The following is an 18857-nucleotide window of genomic DNA, read 5'->3' as shown; positions in this document are numbered from 1 at the left end:
TTTAGTAATAACTGATATCAAATTAGATTTGATTTCACAGTTTGTCAATCGGGTGAAACCTTAAAAATTGTGGCGCATTCATGTATGGGCACATTGGGACTCTTGACGCCGTAAAACAACCCTTTGTCCAAATAACTACATAACTGTTCCGCACTTAATTTATCGAGGCAGTCAGATAAGGCGTTGGACTGACAATGCGGAAAAATGGCATCAGGATTATTTAATGCCTGGTAGTTTTGATTTTCCCAGCTGTTGAAATTACTCGTAAAATAAGTAGTAAAATTTTTAATCTTTAGATTGTTTCCCAGATAAAATATTTTCATGCCGGGATAGTTATGGTGGATACGACTAATAGATGGAGTAGAATAAGCGTATACAGTACTGCCGTTTTTTAAATTGATTTTTCTAAACTCATCCATATGGGTATGTGACGTGAGCAGTGTGATTTCTCCGTAGGATTTTTTGTTGTCATTTAATATTTTTATAAATTGTTCCAAATAGATTTTATGCCAAAAGGCCTTGCCTCGATACGAATTTCCAGGTGGTTCATGCATGGCAATCAAGAGTTGTTTGGCTTGATGCTCTTTCAATTGCTGATTGAGCCATGAAAGTTGGATTAAAGCGTCATGTTCTTGATTGGGATATTTCGAAAATATCGGAGTTTTTGTCCATTGGGTAGCATTGAGGGCAATCAGGATAATTTCCTTATTCCCGGGAATTACGTAACTGGAATAATATCCATCGAGCCTCATGTGACTGTTGTCAATAATTAAGTCTTTACAATGAGCACAGGCCCCGTCCCATTGATCAGCAAAATTTAACGGCGACACATCATTAGCAGCAAAGGGCTGGTAATTTCCGAGCAAGGAATCATTATTGCCTGGTATATAAAATAGAGGTTTTTTACCCTTGTCGTATTCGTATAATTTTTCAAAAACGGTTTTTTCAAATTCACCTTTTTTAGAGGCATTAAATAAAGCGTGAGTGGGTAAATCACCCAGGCAAAGGATAAAATCTACTTGCTCACTTAATTTTCCATACTCTTTCATGGCAATTTGCAGAAATTCTGGCCCCGTATCTTTACCATCGCCTGTTACATTGCCACTGCCATAATGAATGTCGCTAATTGTTAAAAAGGAAGGTGCGGCATAGGCAAGATTAAAAAAATAAAAAAGAAATAAAACTATTTTAAGTAATGAATTCAATTGACGCTCCGCCTGGATTTATTTCAGATGCCATTTATATCTCGATTCATTGAATCAATGTGAAAAAAATGAAACCCTGAATTAGTTTAATTCAAGGTTCCATTTAAAGTTATCTAAGCTGCTTCACGAATGCTCCAGGTTCTTTGGGTCTGATTGAGTGAATCCGGTTCCTGGATCCAAAGTAGCATTGGAGTCCCGGAAGGATCAATGGACAGAGCCTTGGAAGACATCATGACAGCAAAAGGATATTTTTTTACTACAGATTGCAGGGCAGACCACACTTTTCGCGCATCCTCCTGATTGTCGCTTACTATGAGTTCATCCCCTCGATAAATAATATTGACTGCTTGGCCTTTTAAGGCAGTTCGTATGGCAGATTCCAAGCGTCGCCAGCGTGCCTGATGTGCTTTTTGCCGTTCGGCTTGCGTCGGATTCATTTGAAAACTGATCCGCTGATGAGGTGAAAATATCCGGCTCAAACGGCTGCTTCCCGGACTCTTCTGCAAGAAATAAGTACAAATCGCATCCAACACTGGGCGGCCTGGGCCTGAAGCTTTACCGGGTTGTCTGTTTACATACATTGCAAAAGCTAAAGTGTGCCCGTTTGCGGTGTATAAATATCCAGAAAGACTGTTTATTCCCGTCATAGTGCCAGTTTTAGCGCGTACAAACCCTTGTTGGGTTGGAATTTTAAATCTTTTTTGCAATGTTCCGTCACGTCCAGAAATTGGTAAAGCAGCGATGTATTCATAAGATAAAGGAAAGCGTTGATATAAAAATTGTAACAGGGATATGGTTTGCTTTGGGGTTACCAAACTATATCGAGACAAGCCTGAACCATCGGTAAAAATTGCCTTGCTAAAATCAATCCCTGTTTGTGACTGTAAAAAGTTTTTTATCAGAGGTTCAGCGCTACGCCAGTTGACTGGCACTCCATGATTGAGTTTTTCCGCTGCATGCAAATACAAGCTGTCTGCATAGAGATTATCAGAAGGCTTTAGGGTATCTGCCATCAATTGGGAAACTTGTTTCGACTGTTGGCTGGCAACTAACAGGGCGCCTGTTGGAGTTTTACCTAGTTCGACCTGACCGTTGAGCTGAATGTTCGCTTGCGTCAGCTGGCTTTTGATCATGGCCTGGGAATACATTAAGGGATTTTTAATAGCCAATCGTTGTTGCACCGCCCACTGTCCTACACCAATGCAACCACGGACGGTTAAATGATTTTCTTGATCCAGACTAAAACCCACCCCACACTTTTTAGCATCAGCTTTAGTTGTCGCTTGATTGTTTATTGCAATGGCACCACCACCATCATCTGCCTCAACAATAGCTGGAGAGCCCGCTTGCGCCCCTGGGTTTACAGTTACAGTCAAACGGTTTGAATCTACCATAACCGGAGCATTAGGAGCGCCATAGCTGTAAGATAAATCAGTTGTAAGCCACCCGGGAGGGTAGGGGTCTACTCCTGCCACACTGCTATCGATATATACATTCCCCTGAATGGTATTGATATTCCATTTTTTTAAGGAATAAAGCAGGGTTTTCAAATCATCGCGATTAAAAGAAGGATCGCCGCTGAGGCGCACATAAACATTTCCTTGCAATACACCGTGCTCTATCTTTCCCGCACTGATACTTAACTGGTTTTTAAACCGATAATCTGGCCCAAGTACCATTAAAGCTGCTGCTTCAGAGAAAAGTTTCATGTTACTTGCAGGGATATATAATCGATCCGCATTACGACTATAAAGAGTTTGACCAGAGGTTAAGTCCAGCACAACAATTCCCAGATTAACATTGGGATTGATGCGATTAATTAGTCTGTCTACCTCACCCTGGATACTGGCACTAAATGATAGTGTGGAAAATGCCAAGAAAAACGCACCAGTCCATATCCTTTTCATCGATGTCGTTCCTTTTGTTTGACAATAAGCTGTATAAAGCATTTGCGAATCCATGAGTTAATCATATCTTAAGCCTAAGCGCTCCAGAAGTCCTGCAAGGGTATCATTATCAAAAAATTTAACTTGCAACCAACCGCCATCATTTTTATCGTTTATTATGTGCACCGGCGCCCCTATTTGTTCTGACAGTACGGTCTGTAATCGCTCAATATCCCGGTCTTTTTTTGCATTTTTTGGAAGAGAAAAATCATTATTTTTTTGAGTTTTAACCTCATTTTCCAATTGCCTAACCGACCATTGCTGTTCTATGGTTTCTGAGGCGAAGTATTCCTGTTGGGAGGGAGTGAGTCCGACAAGAACGCGAGCATGGCCAAATGAAAGGCTTTTATCACGAATCAAATCTTTAATTTTCTCACTTAAACTGAGCAAGCGAATGATATTGGCTATATGGCTACGTGATTTTCCTACCAGGGTAGCTATTTCATCCTGATGGTAATGAAACTCATCCATCAAACGCCGATAAGCGCTTGCTTCTTCAATCAAATTCAAATTTTCCCGTTGAATGTTTTCAATTAAAGTGAGCGCGCAAGCCTGTTTGTCACTATAATTTCCGATGAGACAGGGTACTGTTTGCAATCCTGCTATTTTTGCTGCTCTCCATCGTCTTTCCCCAGCGATAATCTCATAACGCTGTTTTGCAATTGCTCTTACAATTAAGGGCTCAATTAGTCCTTGAGATATAATCGACTGGGCGAGTTCTTTCAATGCAGCGTCATTAAAATCCTGTCTGGGTTGATACTGTCCTGCTTGAATGTTGTCTATAGGTATATGATGAAATTCAACGTGCATGCAACAAAATACTGGATGGGATTGCTAAGAATTGTTTCATATTTTGGCGGGAATGAAAATAGGGATACAGGAGGTAATCTCTCCGCACAGAATATGAGTAAAGGCTGCTTATTATCATTCTGGAAGCGAAATAAAGAGCCTAATCAATTAAACTCTTTATTTCATGTATTTTTAGCTCGTGGTTTCACCTCTTTAAATAGTTAAAGAAGGAGAATGAGAAAACTCAACGTCGACTAAGAGTAGTGAAATGGCTTTTTTGTCTAAATTTCTATCTCTTTTATAAGACAAACTAACCTCGGGCCTTTCTAATGATTCCCTAAGATATTTTTTTAGATCATGGTTAAGACGATGATAAACATCCTGATCATAGGGCAATAAATTTTTTATCTGTCGTTCTAGCGTTAATACTACCCATGGGGTTGTATGTGGAATAATCGCTTCCAGGATTTGATGTAGCCTTCGTTTTTCTGCCGGATTGTCTTTACTTATTTGAGTGATGAGCACAGAAAAGTCTGTGTGTCTGTCAATCGAGGCATGGGCACTAATCGTTGCAAATTGTTGGGGAGACAATACTTCAGCTGCCATCTTAGCGTAAGGTTCTTGGGTATTTCTAAAAATCTCCCAAAATTTGTTTTCCTTTAAAGAACTTTTTAATTGTTCTTCGGATAAGGTTTCTAACACAACTTTCAAGCGGTTGCTTCTGTTTTCAATGGAAGAAAGATGATTTGTGGTTTTTGAATCGATTTGCCAAAGATGGGGTAGAAGATTTTTAAAATCAGGTGAAGAGGCTCGTTCAACTATGATTTTAATTTGCTGGTCCGGTAAACTATTTAAATCTTCAAATAACTTATCTGTCTTTGTAATATAATCTCGTGCATTTAAATCGGCAATTAATGCATCTAATGCCTGATCACTCCACTCTTTTTTCAGTACAACAAGAGGTCTATATACAGGCTTAGAGGGAACAGGAATATTCCATTTGGACGGAACAGTGTGACTTCTCGTTAAATGGGTAGTTGTGCATGACTTTGAAGCTTTAGCTTGTTTTATGGCAATTTGATTATTTATTTTAATATAATGATCCGCTAATTGGGTCAACTTGATATTAAATGAAGCAGGACAGGGTAAATGTGCCAATTGGTCTATCAGAGCCTCTCTCACCTTTCTGGTAGCAAAAGGCAGGATAGAAACAAGCTTGCCTAATGTGTAGGGACCCGGTTTCAATTTTTTTATCATGGCATTGAGGATATCATGTACTTTGCTATTAGAAGCAAACAGCTCTAATTGCTTACGGCTTAAAGTATTGGCTGCAGCTGTAATATAGGAATCTTTATTTAAAATATTCAAAAAATCAGGTGATTCAAAAGAGGCTTTCAGCTGTTCCTCAGAGAGCGCTTCAAGCATAACTGCAAATTTTTTGCTTTGAAATTCTCTTTTGGAGGGCTCAGATTCAAAACCTCTAAAACAGCGCCATAAATCATCAAGCTCACTGGAGCTGTATCTTGTAGTTTTTATTGGATTTAATCTCTTTACAAATAATTTAATCTCTTGTTGAGACAGCGGTACCAATCTATTCCAAAATTCATTCTGGGCTCGAGTTGAATTTTTGATTACTTCAACGAGTGCGGTAATCTCTTGCTCCGCTACTTTAGATAAGTTCTCTTCTTCTTTTAATTCGGCTTGTGCTTCATTTTGAGCTATCAAAGCGTTTACTTCCACCATAAATGTTTCGATGTGCCCCGGGTGCTCGAAGTAATGGGTTGCAGATGTTTTAGACGTTTCTGGTTTTTTTTCGGTTTCTGAGAAAAAAATATTAGGAACAGTACTTGCTCGGGTAATTTGAGTGGCATTTTCTGAAACTGAGTGTCGAGCAAGAATCGGGTTTTCCTCAGGTTTGACCACAAGAGGTTCTTCTTGGGGCTTGATGATCCTGAGCTCATCTTTTGGCTGGACTGTTGGCGATTCTGTTTGTTCCTCGATAGATTCTTCATCAGTATCTGAATCGGGCTCTTCTGAGTGTGCATTTAATGGTAATTCTTGTTCAGAAATATCACTCACCTCAATCGTAGCTTGAGTAAGTTCCAATCCAAAAAGTATTGCATTTATAGTTCCTAAGGAACCGATTTTGGCTCCTTTAAAACTGGTTTCTAAGGGATTATTTGTTGTAAATAACCCAGTTAACCAGCCTGTAAGTCCTCCAACAAGCACTAGAGGAGAGGCAAAGATTAGCCCGATAGTACTCACACAAGTAAGAATCACGCCGCCAGTACGCTTTAAATAATCCGGGGTGGCAGGCTGTTTTTTTTGTTTTTTGAGATTATTAGAAAGAGAGTTATTGGGAGAATCATCGCGCATAAAAATTCCATCTTTTAAAATTAAGCTAATGGACAAATAAAGACCACGAAAACATTGGGCGTATAATGATGGATTTAGAGTAAAACATCAATCTTTAATAATAGTTGTAGCTGATTTGAGCTCCGGGTAATACGGGACTTTTTCCGCAGCCTCTTTTATAAAAGCTAAAGGCAAGACTCTGAAGAGCAGCAAATGGAGATGAGCAAATTAGAAAGTTTTCTTTATCTAACCGGTCTAAATAAAATATTCCCAGTCGTTGCTTGTTGCAATTAAGTCCATTGAGCTCACCTATTTGTCTCTTGACATGAGATACTGGCATCAATAGTATTGGTAAATTTGTGATCTTTGTGATTTTTTTATGGCTAAAAATACACTTTATAACTTTCTTAATCTATGTGTTTATAAAAATAAAAAACTGCACATGGGTAATGATATTTATCTGATAAAAACACAAGACAAAAAAAATTGTCCCTATTTTCGCTTTGATTTACCCCTTGAGCAGCCCATTTCCTTTGACTTGAATGAATTGGAACTTAATCTCTCGAAACATCATATTAGTGTTTATGAAGGCGAAAACTCGGAGAATCCATCGCTAAGTCAATTTCATTATTCTGCGTATTTTGTAGATAAAAAAAAACAAGAGTACATCTTGCATGTTTATTTTAACGAGCATAGCCAATTATCTCAATTACCAGTACTTTCCTTAATAAGCGGGGATGATAAGAGAACTTATCTAGAAGTTGAGGAGCATTTATCGGATCAATTTATTACCTTAGCAAGAGAAAAAGTCGATCCAGTTATCTCTGAAGTTCAACGTAGAAAGAGTGAAAAAATTCGACATTTGCAAACTCAATACGAGAAAGATGAGCAGCAGGCATCGGAGTTATCAAAAGATCTGGCAGCAAATAAATCAGAACATGATGTTGTTGTTCAACGTATGATAAAGACCCTTAAAGGGCTAAATCCATTATTCAAACATGATTCCTACATAAGAATCGCAAAATCTCTGGAGTCATTCATTCAGCATCAAACAGAAACGAACCAGCAGACAAAAAAACACGCCTCTAAAGTTCATCCCACGAAACCTAAGTTGCTGGAAGAAAAACTCAAACCCGTTGTGAAATTGGCAAAAAACTCTTCTCAATCCACATCCTCCAAATTCACTTCCACTTCTCATATCGAAGCTGATTTACAAGCAGCGATTGTAAAATTTAATCTTTTAGAAAAAGATGATGCAAAAGCAATTAACGAAATTTGTAATCTTTATGCCGAAGTCAATTCAATTTTACTATTGAGTGAGGATGATGATAATAATGCTCTTCCTAAAGACTTTATGGCTAAAATTAACACTTTGCAATTGCAAATCAACCTTAAGGCTACGACTCTACTGCATGGTTTAATAGCACAAAGAAGATTTGACTTGGCTAAGACATTTACGCCTTTCCATTATCAGTTAGATGAGAAATTCCTTTTCCAGGCTTTAGAGCAGGCGGATGGAGAATTCTTGGATTTTTTGTTGGATCATGGAGAATATATTCTCGACAATCAACCCGTAAGAATAAAAGATCAAACGTTCAAATCGGCAGTGCACTACTGTTTTAGTACTTGTCAACAAAAGTCAATGGCCTCTTGTTTATCTACTTTGCTTCGTCATGGAGCCTCCATTTTAGTGAAAGGAGCAAATGGATTACCACTCGCCCATACTATTCTTTCAACGGCACAACATCCATTACGCCCAGCACTAGAAGAAAATAAATCCCTAACACTGCAATCTAGATATTTTTACGCTCAGTTAGCCAATTTATTACAAAATTATTTAATGACAGGAATCAGTGATTCTAAGAGAAAAGAAAAGCTGATTCGAGATATGCAGTCTTATCGTGATGAAGCGCAGTCATTTCTTTTATCAAAAGATCTTGATAAGGGAATAGGCAATAAACTTCGCGAACAAATTGATCACTTAGCGGAGGTTGTGATGCCAGAATACCAACAAGCGATAAGATCCTCAATTCACCAGGGACTTCCAGGGCTAAGGGATCAGAAAAATTTGCGAAGGGCCAATCTACTCTTTAAAGAAGCAATCAAACTTGTCCAGGAGGACAAATTAAAAACATGGAATGGAGAAAAGGACCATTTAAAAAAACTATTGGGGGCAAAATAATCAGTCTTCATGCAGGCTTTCTGAAAGTTTAGGCTTAATAACCTTATCCACACGGACGTGTTTTATTAGTCTTTAGATTGCCAGGCAATTAAGAAAAAGGTGCTTTCTTTATGCTCCCCATAAAATAAGGGCCTTGAGCTTGGGGAAAGTTAATATAAATGTACCCAAAAAGTAAAATCCTGCAGGCCAAGGCTCAACCTGCATCTTATTTTAGAGCAAACCATACACAATGGCTGAAATAGCAATAATACCCATGATGGTAGTAAATACATTACTTACAACTTGGGTTCTGTATTTTTGCATGGCCGGAATTTTAGCAATTGCATACATAGGCATGATAAACAACAAGATAGCAATAACTGGTCCGCCCAATGTTTCTATCATTTTCAAGATATTGGGATTGACAGTTGCCACAAACCAGCAGGTTAGAACCATAAAAATTTCAACGACTCGCTGCAGTCTATTTTGGCTTATTGTTTTCCCGGTTGGTTTTAATAAATTTATAATAATGCTACTCAAGCCTTCTTTAGCCCCCAAATAATGGCCTAGAAATGATTTGGAGATGGCAATAAAGGCAATGATCGGTGCAATGCAAGCGATTAGGGGGGTCTTAAAGTGGTTTGCCAGATAAGACAAAATAGAAATATTTTGTTCTTTCGCCAGTAAAAGATCTTGAGGTGAAAGACTAAAAACACAACTAAACACAAAGAACATGACCGAGAAAACCATCAGTAAATGGCTGTAGCGCATTATGACACTACTGCTCCTATCTGCTTCGAGGCCATATCGTTCTTTTTGGTTGACGGCGAAGGAGGAAATAATCGGTGAATGGTTAAAGGAAAATACCATGACTGGAATGACCAACCACAAGGTCATTAATAGCCCGTGACCTCCATTAGCCTGCAATGAATTGCTATTCTGTAAAATAGCATTATTCCAGTTGGGAATTAAATAAATGGATAAAAACAAGAGTATTGTCGCAAAGGGGTAGACCATTAGGGACATGGACTTAACGATGATTTCCTGCCCAAGCCGGACTATGGCCATAAGCGCAAGAATAAGGATGATGGCTAAAAGTGCGCGGGGCGGGGCAGACACACCTAACTGGTTTACAAGAAAACTTTCAGTAGTGTTGGTGATGGCTACACTGTACATGAGTAAAATAGGATAAATTGCAAAAAAATACAAACCGGTGAGGATTCTTCCTGCAAATGTTCCAAAATGCTCTTCCACCACCTCAGTAATGTCATTTTTGCTGGAAGACCCTGACAAAACAAATCGGCAGAGGGCGCGATGTGAGAAATGGGTCATAGGAAAGGCGAGTATTGCCATTATTATTAAAGGCCATATGCCATTCAATCCAGCATCTATTGGGAGAAATAAAGTCCCCGCACCTACGGCAGTACCATAAAGACTTAACATCCAAACAGTATCATGTTTTGTCCAAGCATACTTTTTATTTACGGAGAGAGTGGGAAGTATTACAGTAGATTCATTTGCTGACATTAAAATATCCTTTCCTTTGTATAATACCGTTATGCAATATATGCGCAGTGTACAATATTAACACTGTGAAGTTAATATTTCAACAGAGTCTACATGAATTGATAAACCACCTGTCTCCATGAAGAGTAGCATCAGTAACTAATACTCCAGTTTTGTCCCGTAAAGTCTATCTCCAGCATCACCCAGGCCCGGTATAATATAGCCTTTTTCATTGAGCTGTTGGTCTATTGCAGCTGTAAAAATAGTAATCTCGGGATGCTCTTCGTGAAAAGCTGCAATTCCTTCAGGGGAAGCGAGCAGGCAAAGGAATTTAATGGATTTTGGGCTGATGGCCTTAATTTCTTTAACCGCCGCAATGGCTGAGTTTCCAGTAGCTAACATCGGATCAACCACAATAACATCCCGATCGCGAGTGTGTTCTGGAAGTTTAATATAGTACTCAACCGCTTCCAAAGTTTTAGGATCGCGATACAAGCCGATATGGCCAATTCTTGCGGTAGGTACAAGTTGCAACATGCCATCAACCAAACCATTACCGGCGCGCAAAATGGAAACAAATACCATTTTTTTACCTTTTAAAACCGGCGAGTGCATTGAGGCCAGAGGCGTTTCAATCTCCTCATATTCCATTTCTAAATCACGTGTGATTTCATAAGCGAGCAGCATGCTGATTTCATGCATTAGAGTACGGAATTTAACAGTGCTTGTTTCCTTCTGGCGCATAATGGTTAATTTATGCTGAACCAATGGGTGTTTTACTACTACAACTTGTTGATTATTCATTGTTACTCCAAACTGCAATTTAAGGAAATTGTAGCTTTGAACGCACCAGAATCCTTGAAATTTTGAAAAATTCGAGTTCCCATTGCGAAGGGCTACAAAACGAACAGACTGCATATGCCTTATTTAAAAAACGGTACCATCACTGAGAATCCGAATCGGAGGTACCCCGTCAGGACGTTTTTGTTTGGCAATTCTTCTTCCTGCTTCCCAGGTGCCTCCTTGCAAAATTTTGGCCAAAGGAAAATCTATGGCATTTTTTTGCAGTTTTTTTCTGATGAGGTCGGCTAATTCATCAAGTAGAGCAATAGTTAAGGCACGCCATTCCACAATGATTTCGGCATCAGGGGAGAGGGCTTTTTCCAATACTTGTTTGTTTTTAACATGAAGAACCCCACAGTCAATAAATAACCCTCCATTTCGATATTCGGGCAAACCGGTCAATTCTTCTAAATGAGTAACGGTGATCCCTGCCAGTTCCAAGGGTTCAATTAAGGAATAAGTTAACCATTGCGATAATTTATGAAAGGGAATGAACTCCGATCCGGCTTCACTGGTTTTTAAGGCGTTGTATTGCCACACGTCTCCAAGAGGAATCCCATGAAATACCGCTCTGGCTGGCCAAATCTCATTAAAAGTATCAAGGACTTCCTGAAAAATCTGTGACGCGGTAATCAGGTTAGCTCCCGCTAGCGAACTTATATAGGCGTAAAAGTTACCCAAGCGGTTTTCTTGTCCAAAATGGTCGGCATTTCGTTGAACTAATGTACCGAGCCGATTCAACAGAGCAACCCGACCGGAAAGTCCTTCCAGGGGATTATCGGCAGTTACCTGGAACACCTTGCTTAATTCATCTTCATTAAAAGCGATTAACCGTTCAGCATCTACTCTCAATGGCTCTGAGGGATGGGCACTTAAGAAACCTTGCTCATAAAGCGATAAACTGGCGAGGGCAAGCCCTTCCGAGCGGGCATATTTTATACCGGTTCCCGTTTCTTCATAATGCCAGTTTGGTCCAGCCCCGGCATCAAGTAAAACGCTAATGATTACAAGTTCATAAAGAATTTTTCCCCGTTCCTCTGCAGTTAAATTCCCTCTGCACTCTAACATTCTTTTAATTCTATGAACGCCACCTGCTTCAAAATGGCGCCAGCGGCTATGATAAGGAACGTCAAGATCAGGATAATTCTCTTGAATGACCTCAATAACAAAAGAAGCTGTATCGGTCATTTTTTCGAGATCGAGCGAAAAGTAGTCAGATTTATGGTGTTTGACCCGCTCTAAAACCGCACGTGAGCATCGGCGAATGGTATGCGGATCTTTTAGTCTTGCCAGAACTTGTTTGATTTCTTCTTGTTCATTCCTCATTAAGATCCCGTCCTTTTGTTATTGCCAGCTCATTAATGTCTACAATTCGATCAGGTGAGTAATAACCTGCAGCGCGTTTGGCATTCATTTCAACTTGCGCATCAGGAGGAATGAGTTCATCAGGAATAGTTACCCGTTCTCCGACCTGAATTCCTGATCTAAGTAAGGCATCATATTTCATATTGGACATAGAAACAAAACGATGGATCTTGGTAATGCCAAGCCAATGCAACACATCAGACATGAGTTCCTGGAAGCGCATGTCCTGGACTCCAGCAACACACTCAGTCCTTTCAAAATACTTCAGGGCAGTATCGCCGCCTTTTTGTCTTTTACGGGCGTTATAAACCAGAAATTTAGTTACTTCACCCAAAGCCCTTCCTTCTTTGCGATTATAAATAATTAAACCGGCCCCCCCTTTCTGCGCAGACTCAATAGATAATTCAATTCCATGGACCAAATAGGGTCGACAGGTACAAATGTCGGAGCCAAACACATCAGAGCCATTGCATTCATCATGAATACGGCAGGTCAATTCAATTTTGGGGTCGTGAATGGTCGTGACGTCCCCAAAGAAATAGGCGGTTAAACCTCCTATAGGTGGCAAAAAAACATCAAAGTCAGAACGGGTTACCAACTCGGGGAACATTCCTGCAGTCTGTTCAAACAAAGTGCGGCGTAAAAGAGATTCAGAAATTTTAAAACGTTCGGCAATTCCAGGTAAGTACCATACAGGTTCCAGCGCAGCTTTGGTCACGGCAACGTCGCCTGATTCTTTTAATATTTTGCCATCAGGTTTAAGACGGCCTTTTTGAATAGCGGTATGTAATTCAGGGATATTAATATGGGCTTTGGTAACTGCTATTGTAGGGCGAATATCATACCCGGCTTGAATTTCTTCGGCAAATACACTGGCTACGAGATGGCCCCATGGATCAAGAGAGACAATTTTCCGGGTGTCACTCCATTGTGGATGGGGACCTATAGTTACAGGTGGGGTTGTATCGGTAAGATCGGGTACATGCTCTGGATCTAATACTCCGGCAGCGACAGCGAGTGCTCGATAAACTGAGTAGGAGCCGGAGTGCGTACCCACGGCATTACGATTTTTGATATTAGTAAGTGAAGCAATTACGGGGCCGCGTTCTTTGGGGTTTTCAGCCCCCCATTTGATCTTTAATGGAGCAGCAGTATGTCCAGAGGGATGAGATGATAAAACAATATGTCCTTTGGATTTTTTTTTTGATTCATCTTGTACCATAGTACTAATCCTTTAAGTGATGACAGCATAATAATTTTTATCATAACAGAAGAATTTAACAGGTAGAAAGTACTATTTTCCCTTTTGACCAAGGGAGCGTTGAGTCATTGTACTGGGGGAATATTCTCGCTATCATGATTCGTTTTATCCATGATGCGAAGTAACTGCTTATGTCGAATCAAAGAGGTTTCTGTTTGTTGTTTCCGATTAGTTTTGTGTACGGTGAACAATTATTATTTAGGAAGATGACCTGATGACTACTTTAATTATTTGTCTGTTTATTGCGGTACTGTTACCGTATCTCCTGAAAATTGTGGTTGGCAATTTTATGCTAAAAGAAGGGAAATACGACAATCATTATCCAAGGCTGCAACAGGCAAGATTGCAGGGGATGGGAGCACGAGCTGTTGCTGCTCATCAAAACAGTTTTGAATCATTACTTGTGTTTGCTACTGCGGTATTAACTGCGATTGCGACAAAACACATTGGTGCCGCAATCCAGATTTTAGCGATTATTTATATTGTTTCCCGCCTGATTTATAGTGTCCTTTATTTAATGGATATGGCTACCTTAAGATCAACCATATGGTTCATTGGTTTTATTTGTTGTCTGGTTATATTAGGCTTATGCCTGGTGTAATTTGTGCCGAAGTGTCTGTAGAGTGAAATGCTACACATAGTTAGAAGGGTTTGTTTGATGCACAAAGAAAATGATGCCCCGCAGGTTTCGCTTCATCCTTTATTGGTTTTTGTCGTTTTGATGCTCATGGTATTGATGCAGATGACTACAGACCAGTATGTTCCTTCGTTACCTGCGATTACTAAAATTTTTAACAGTAATGAAGCCTCCATTCAATTAACGTTATCCCTTTTCATGTTGGGCTTAGGTATTTCCCATGTATTTTACGGTCCTTTATCCGATAAAATAGGCCGCAAACCACCCCTCATGTTTGGTGTTGGGCTGAGTATTGCAGGGAGTTTATGCTGTTTTCTTGCCCCCTCAGTTCCTGTTTTAATTATTGGACGCTTTATTCAGGGATTTGGGATTGGATGTTGCGGTTCGGTAGGCCGCTCCCTGGTTCGTGATCTATTTACAGATAGGGTTTTATCCAAGATTGGGTCTTATGTGGGGATAGTCAGTGTTTTTATTATGGTTGCCTCTCCAGTTCTGGGTGGATACATTCAGGAGCAGTATGGTTGGCGAATGAATTTTTTATTTTTATTAGTATTTGGTATTGCGATATGGATTTTTGCTCTGTTCACCCTCCCGGAAACTAATAAAAAACTTAATCCTGACGCGACCCAATTCAAGGTGATGCTTGCGAACTATTTTACTTTGCTAAAGTCTAAAGTTTTTTTAGGGTATGCGTTGTGTGCTTGCCTTGCTTCTGCCGGGTTAATTGGGTATCTCGCCATTTCCCCTTTCCTTTTTCAAGATGGTTTAGGGCTTAGTCCGATAGAATTTGGTCAATTAACTATTTTTATTGCGGGTGCTATTTGTGTAAGCGGGATAATTAATAGTCAACTGGTAATGAGTAAAGGGGTATCCTATATGGTATTTATAGGTATTATACTTATGGTTAGCGGCGGCTTTACCATGTTGGTACTTACCCTTGCCGGTTTCCAGAATGTACTTTCCATTATGATACCCGTTTCCTTATTTAGCATGGGGGTAGGGTTCACATTTATCAATGCATTCGCGGGCGCATTCCATCCATTTCCCCATATGGCGGGAACGGTAGGTGCTTTATACGCTTGCATGCAAGATTTAAGTTCGGCCTTGTCCAGTGGTATTATTGCAATGGGGCAATGGTATGGCCAATTCTCCCTGGCAATAATTTTACTTATTTTGGGGATAAGTGCTCTTGCTTCATGGTATTATTTAGCCTCGAAAGAGCATTAAGAGAGGTTACTATGAAAATCACTGACAGTGAATTAAAGAAAATTATTTCCAAATTATCCGGAGCAAATCCAGAAGACATTCATGAGGATACTGCGCTCATAGAAGACTTGCATTTGGATTCTTTGAAAATTGTCGAATTGTTAGCCATCCTTAGTGAAGAATATAGCTTAACGGTGACTGAAGAAGATGCAATGAATTTTCATACTTATAAAAATTTGTTTGAATTTACCCAAGCATAAAGCATCACTTTTCCTCCCAAGAGTAAAGGTACAGCAAAAATTACAAACTTATTTGGACGCAGCAGCCCCAAACCCAGGATTCAATATAATCCTGCTCCAGGAATCAATGGGCGCTGCTCCCCAATAGTCAGCCCACTTTTCCTTAAAACTTGCTGACAGGGCTTAAAACATGTTCATTATCTAACTGGCTGAAATAGGACATAAGCATGTAAATGGCCAGGGCACTGGTTGCAATTATCCCGCCAAAAAGTTTACAGGAAGAATTCGATTCAGGTTTCTTTTTTGTAAGCAGGGCTACTTTGTACCACTCATGTTCTGAGGAAAGTAATGGTGAAGAAGGTGCAATAATTGCATAGCGTTGAAACATGTCCAACCACTTTGCCCTATGATTTTTTTGATGGAATTCAGCATCTTCTTTTGAGAGCACGTTACTGCTTTTTTGAAGTTCCGACTGCCGTAAAAAGTCACTGTATTTTTTATGTAGTGATTGCAACGCAGAGGCAATTTCTTCTGAACAATAGCGAGTTTCGGCATTATGCCTCAAAATAATACGGGCATGCTGCGGTATATTCCCGGGAAGTTCCATGCCTGGATTCTCCTTGATCTTTTTCGCTATGTCTAAAATATAAAAAGCAATGGCGATACTGTCATATTCACATTGTTTTTGAATTTCAGTTTTTGGTTCAGATAATGTCGAGCAGTCAATGCCTGCTAATTGACCTATGCGCTTGAGTTCGGTTAATTGCTCTTCCACCCGTTCCTTGACTTCGGTATGGATATTATTCTCAGAAAGCAACCATCCCGCATAAGCCCGCACATGTTCTTGTTCGATGTAAAATTTTATCTGATTGAAAAGGGGGGCAAAGCATTGGGTATCGGAAGTAATCGATTTATTTTTTGACTGTTTTTCCAAATCGCTTAAAAGTTGTTCTGCAAATCCTAATAATTCATTTACTTCATCAAATACAAGTTTTGCATTGAGACGCGCATCCGGACCCACGCCAAACTGTGCCAGGGATACATATTTTTTAATCTGAATATCAACCAGCTTACATAAAAATTCAAATAATTCTTTTTGACCCTTCATTATCTTTATCCATTTTAAATTCGGTTAATCAGCTTATCTGATGACTTTACTTGATGCAATTACAAGGTTTAAAAGAATTATTTTAACTTGGGAATCTGCCCGGTGTTTTAAAAGAATATATAATAAAGAGAAGGAGGCAAATTTTGGGAATCCCATGGAAACAAATCGTAGTTTACTCGTAACGACAGAGTCCTTACAGGTCATAGAAAGTATTAATCATTTTCATCAGGAAATCTTGGGTGCAGGTAGGGAACCTCATTTTATTTTAGAAGCAGTCAAAAATAATCCTGAGAATTTGCTTCTTCAAACTTATGCTGCGGCTTTTTATCTTTATGCTCAAACTGATCCAATGACTGTTTTGGCAAAAGAACACTTATTTCAAGCCGAAAAATTTTTGTCTTCAGCAAATTTAAGAGAAAAATTAACCTACGAAGCGATTAAAGCCTGGATGAATCTGGAATATGAGGCTGCTTTGACTATTTTAACGAGTCTGACTGCTTTATATCCTCGGGATACTTTAGCAGCAAAATTTGCGGAATGGCTTTTTTATTGTGCCGGACAAGCTTACAAAAGCCATAACTACTTATGTTTTTGTGAGCGTATGGCCGCACATAACCAGGATGAATCCCATTTTATCGCCATGCATTCTTTCGCAGCGGAGTTGTCGGGCCATGAAGCAGCTGCTCAGCATTTGGCGGAACAGGCGCTTACATTAAACCCGCTTACCCCTTGGGCTCATCATACCCTGGCGCACATTTATCTGAATACAAATAACATTGCAAAAGGAATTGCGGCTTTAGAAACCTTCCGGGAGAGTTGGGACAAAACCTCAACCCTTCTTCGGGGGCACAACTGTTGGCATTTAGCTTTATTTTATCTGGCTTTAAGGCAAGCCGATAAAGTAATGGAATTTTATCCCCTAATTTTTGGCACCACCCCGGAAATAATAACCGAACAAATTGATGCGATTTCCTTATTATGGCGTTTGGATATGGCGGGATTGCCGCAGTTGGAGCAATTTAAAATGCTTGCACCCTATCTGAAGGAAAATCCTTTTACTCAATACATTGGATTTAATACAGTTCATTATATTTATTGCCTTGCACGTTTAGGTCAGGATGATTTGGTGCAAAAAGCCTTGCTGGCAATTGAGGCTTATGCTAAAAAATTGCCGAAAGGTTATAATCAAACGCTTTGGCTTTCAGTGGTATTGCCTTTAAGTAAAGGAATCCATGCTTTTGTAAATAATGATTTCCAGGGAGCTAATGAGTTGATGGCACCTTGTATCTCAAGACGTACTGAGATTGGCGGGAGTGATGCCCAATCGGAAATCCTCGCCCAAACTTATTTTATTTGCTTGGTGCAAACAAGAAAGCAACGGGCAGCAAAAGAATTTTTCAATTTTCATTTAGGCCACTATAAAGGAACGCCGCTGGCCGAGTTTTGGTTTGCTTCAAAGATAATTTTTTAAAATGAATTGAAGACCCGGTTTGCTTGCATTTTGGGCCGCGAGCAGACCGCCTATACAATCATTCAAGCCAGATATCAGGATTTAAATTACCTCTAGAAGCGCGCAAGCAGCAATTCCTCCTCCGCCTGCAGCAACTAACAACACTTTGTCATTCGCTTTAATTGCGGCATGTTCGCGAAGATAATCCAAAGCAATGCCTACACTGGAACCCGATGTGTTCCCTGTTTCTTCTACTGTTTTCACAATACGCTCCTCAGGAATGCCTAATTGTTTGGCCACCGATAAAACTAAATTTTTATTCCCCTGATGAGGAACCAGCCATTGAATATCTGCTGTCGTCAGGTTTAATGCTTTTAGAAATTCTTCAGCGCCATCAACCATTCCATGTACTGCTTTGACAAATAATGCTGTATTTTCCTTTATGGTGATATAAAAAAGGTCTGGGTTGGTACAATGTGCTGCGGGTAATCGTGAGCCTCCTGCAGGAGTGGAAACGGTATCGCTGACCTCTCCATCAGCAAATAGGGCAGAAGCTATATACCGAAATTCAGCATTTTCTTTATCTGTAGATACAACACATGCAGCAGCACCATCCCCGAAAAGAACGCTTGTGGCGAAATTATTTTTATTTAAAAACTTGGAACGAATTTCACTGGCTATCAATAAGACGGAGCCCATACTTGCCTGAGTAATTGCAGCACTCGTATGTAGTCCTACCACAAAACCTGCGCAGGCTGCCCCGATGTCAAAAGCACCTGTGTTTTG

The 18857-nt window shown here is 39.8% G+C and carries 15 protein-coding genes; 5 read left to right on the top strand and 10 right to left on the bottom strand.

Annotated features, from left to right (window positions below):
• Nucleotides 1–44: 44 nt before the first annotated feature.
• From KYQ_RS12225 to KYQ_RS12205, 4 genes are all read right to left on the bottom strand, one after another.
• Entirely contained in the window at nt 45–1205 is a 1161-nt protein-coding gene (locus KYQ_RS12225; RefSeq protein WP_010654552.1) for a metallophosphoesterase, read from the bottom strand.
• Between the two features lie 113 nt (nt 1206–1318).
• Nucleotides 1319–3112, bottom strand: a complete 1794-nt coding sequence (dacB, locus tag KYQ_RS12220) for a D-alanyl-D-alanine carboxypeptidase/D-alanyl-D-alanine endopeptidase (RefSeq protein WP_010654551.1) — start codon at nt 3110–3112, stop codon at nt 1319–1321.
• Nucleotides 3113–3169: 57 nt separating this feature from the next.
• Nucleotides 3170–3961: a ParB/RepB/Spo0J family partition protein gene (locus KYQ_RS12215; RefSeq protein ID WP_010654550.1), complete on the bottom strand. Its 792-nt coding sequence runs from the start codon at nt 3959–3961 to the stop codon at nt 3170–3172.
• 192 nt (nt 3962–4153) lie between these two features.
• Nucleotides 4154–6316, bottom strand: a complete 2163-nt coding sequence (locus KYQ_RS12205) for a hypothetical protein (RefSeq protein WP_019350138.1) — start codon at nt 6314–6316, stop codon at nt 4154–4156.
• Nucleotides 6317–6674: 358 nt separating this feature from the next.
• On the opposite strand from KYQ_RS12205, the gene KYQ_RS12200 reads away from it, so the two are divergent.
• Nucleotides 6675–8477 (top strand): hypothetical protein, encoded by a 1803-nt coding sequence (locus tag KYQ_RS12200; protein WP_019350137.1) that lies wholly within the window; start codon nt 6675–6677, stop codon nt 8475–8477.
• Between the two features lie 210 nt (nt 8478–8687).
• On the opposite strand, the gene KYQ_RS12195 is transcribed toward KYQ_RS12200, so the two are convergent.
• The 4 genes from KYQ_RS12195 to KYQ_RS12180 form a co-directional block, all read right to left on the bottom strand.
• Complete coding sequence (locus KYQ_RS12195; protein WP_010654546.1) at nt 8688–9983, bottom strand: serine/threonine transporter; 1296 nt, start codon at nt 9981–9983, stop codon at nt 8688–8690.
• A 138-nt stretch (nt 9984–10121) separates the two neighbouring features.
• Nucleotides 10122–10766: a uracil phosphoribosyltransferase gene (gene upp, locus KYQ_RS12190; RefSeq protein WP_010654545.1), complete on the bottom strand. Its 645-nt coding sequence runs from the start codon at nt 10764–10766 to the stop codon at nt 10122–10124.
• Between the two features lie 123 nt (nt 10767–10889).
• Complete coding sequence (locus tag KYQ_RS12185) at nt 10890–12131, bottom strand: URC4/urg3 family protein (protein WP_019350136.1); 1242 nt, start codon at nt 12129–12131, stop codon at nt 10890–10892.
• Nucleotides 12121–13392, bottom strand: a complete 1272-nt coding sequence (locus KYQ_RS12180; RefSeq protein ID WP_010654543.1) for a GTP cyclohydrolase II — start codon at nt 13390–13392, stop codon at nt 12121–12123. The genes KYQ_RS12185 and KYQ_RS12180 overlap by 11 nt, the downstream gene beginning before the upstream one ends.
• A gap of 253 nt (nt 13393–13645) precedes the next feature.
• Here KYQ_RS12180 and KYQ_RS12175 point away from each other — a divergent pair, with 253 nt between their 5' ends.
• From KYQ_RS12175 to KYQ_RS12165, 3 genes are read left to right on the top strand one after another with little or no spacing between them, the layout of a single operon-like run.
• Nucleotides 13646–14032 carry an MAPEG family protein gene (locus KYQ_RS12175; protein WP_010654542.1) on the top strand — a complete coding sequence of 129 codons (387 nt, stop codon included), beginning with the start codon at nt 13646–13648 and terminating at the stop codon, nt 14030–14032.
• 57 nt (nt 14033–14089) lie between these two features.
• A complete protein-coding gene (locus tag KYQ_RS12170; protein ID WP_010654541.1) occupies nt 14090–15295 on the top strand; it encodes a multidrug effflux MFS transporter in 1206 nt (401 codons plus the stop codon).
• Between the two features lie 11 nt (nt 15296–15306).
• Nucleotides 15307–15534 (top strand): acyl carrier protein, encoded by a 228-nt coding sequence (locus KYQ_RS12165; RefSeq protein ID WP_010654540.1) that lies wholly within the window; start codon nt 15307–15309, stop codon nt 15532–15534.
• 142 nt (nt 15535–15676) lie between these two features.
• Here the strand turns inward: KYQ_RS12165 and KYQ_RS12160 are convergent, their stop codons facing one another.
• The gene (locus tag KYQ_RS12160; RefSeq protein WP_010654539.1) at nt 15677–16621 is read right to left on the bottom strand and encodes a hypothetical protein; all 945 of its coding nucleotides are present in this window, start codon (nt 16619–16621) and stop codon (nt 15677–15679) included.
• 154 nt (nt 16622–16775) lie between these two features.
• Between KYQ_RS12160 and KYQ_RS12155 the strand changes: the two genes are divergently transcribed.
• Complete coding sequence (locus KYQ_RS12155) at nt 16776–18092, top strand: tetratricopeptide repeat protein (RefSeq protein WP_029489047.1); 1317 nt, start codon at nt 16776–16778, stop codon at nt 18090–18092.
• An 81-nt stretch (nt 18093–18173) separates the two neighbouring features.
• Here the strand turns inward: KYQ_RS12155 and KYQ_RS18380 are convergent.
• Nucleotides 18174–18857: 3-oxoacyl-ACP synthase III family protein (locus tag KYQ_RS18380; RefSeq protein WP_231294551.1), on the bottom strand; the 684-nt coding region annotated here is incomplete at its 5' end.

Origin of the sequence: Fluoribacter dumoffii NY 23 (genome assembly GCF_000236165.1) — a bacterium.
In the GTDB taxonomy this organism is placed as follows: Bacteria; Pseudomonadota; Gammaproteobacteria; order Legionellales; family Legionellaceae; genus Legionella; species Legionella dumoffii.
Note: the sequence above shows the minus strand (reverse complement) of the source record. Positions and strands in the feature narration are given on the sequence as shown.

Coding starts and splice junctions, on each gene's coding strand:
- upp (WP_010654545.1), bottom strand. CDS start 10,766: ATGAATAATCAACAAGTTGTAGTAGTAAAACACCCATTGGTTCAGCAT.
- KYQ_RS12175 (WP_010654542.1), top strand. CDS start 13,646: ATGACTACTTTAATTATTTGTCTGTTTATTGCGGTACTGTTACCGTAT.
- KYQ_RS12195 (WP_010654546.1), bottom strand. CDS start 9,983: ATGTCAGCAAATGAATCTACTGTAATACTTCCCACTCTCTCCGTAAAT.
- dacB (WP_010654551.1), bottom strand. CDS start 3,112: ATGAAAAGGATATGGACTGGTGCGTTTTTCTTGGCATTTTCCACACTA.
- KYQ_RS12170 (WP_010654541.1), top strand. CDS start 14,090: ATGCACAAAGAAAATGATGCCCCGCAGGTTTCGCTTCATCCTTTATTG.
- KYQ_RS12200 (WP_019350137.1), top strand. CDS start 6,675: ATGGCTAAAAATACACTTTATAACTTTCTTAATCTATGTGTTTATAAA.
- KYQ_RS12160 (WP_010654539.1), bottom strand. CDS start 16,621: ATGAAGGGTCAAAAAGAATTATTTGAATTTTTATGTAAGCTGGTTGAT.
- KYQ_RS12165 (WP_010654540.1), top strand. CDS start 15,307: ATGAAAATCACTGACAGTGAATTAAAGAAAATTATTTCCAAATTATCC.
- KYQ_RS12215 (WP_010654550.1), bottom strand. CDS start 3,961: ATGCACGTTGAATTTCATCATATACCTATAGACAACATTCAAGCAGGA.
- KYQ_RS12185 (WP_019350136.1), bottom strand. CDS start 12,131: ATGAGGAATGAACAAGAAGAAATCAAACAAGTTCTGGCAAGACTAAAA.
- KYQ_RS12155 (WP_029489047.1), top strand. CDS start 16,776: ATGGAAACAAATCGTAGTTTACTCGTAACGACAGAGTCCTTACAGGTC.
- KYQ_RS12180 (WP_010654543.1), bottom strand. CDS start 13,392: ATGGTACAAGATGAATCAAAAAAAAAATCCAAAGGACATATTGTTTTA.
- KYQ_RS12205 (WP_019350138.1), bottom strand. CDS start 6,316: ATGCGCGATGATTCTCCCAATAACTCTCTTTCTAATAATCTCAAAAAA.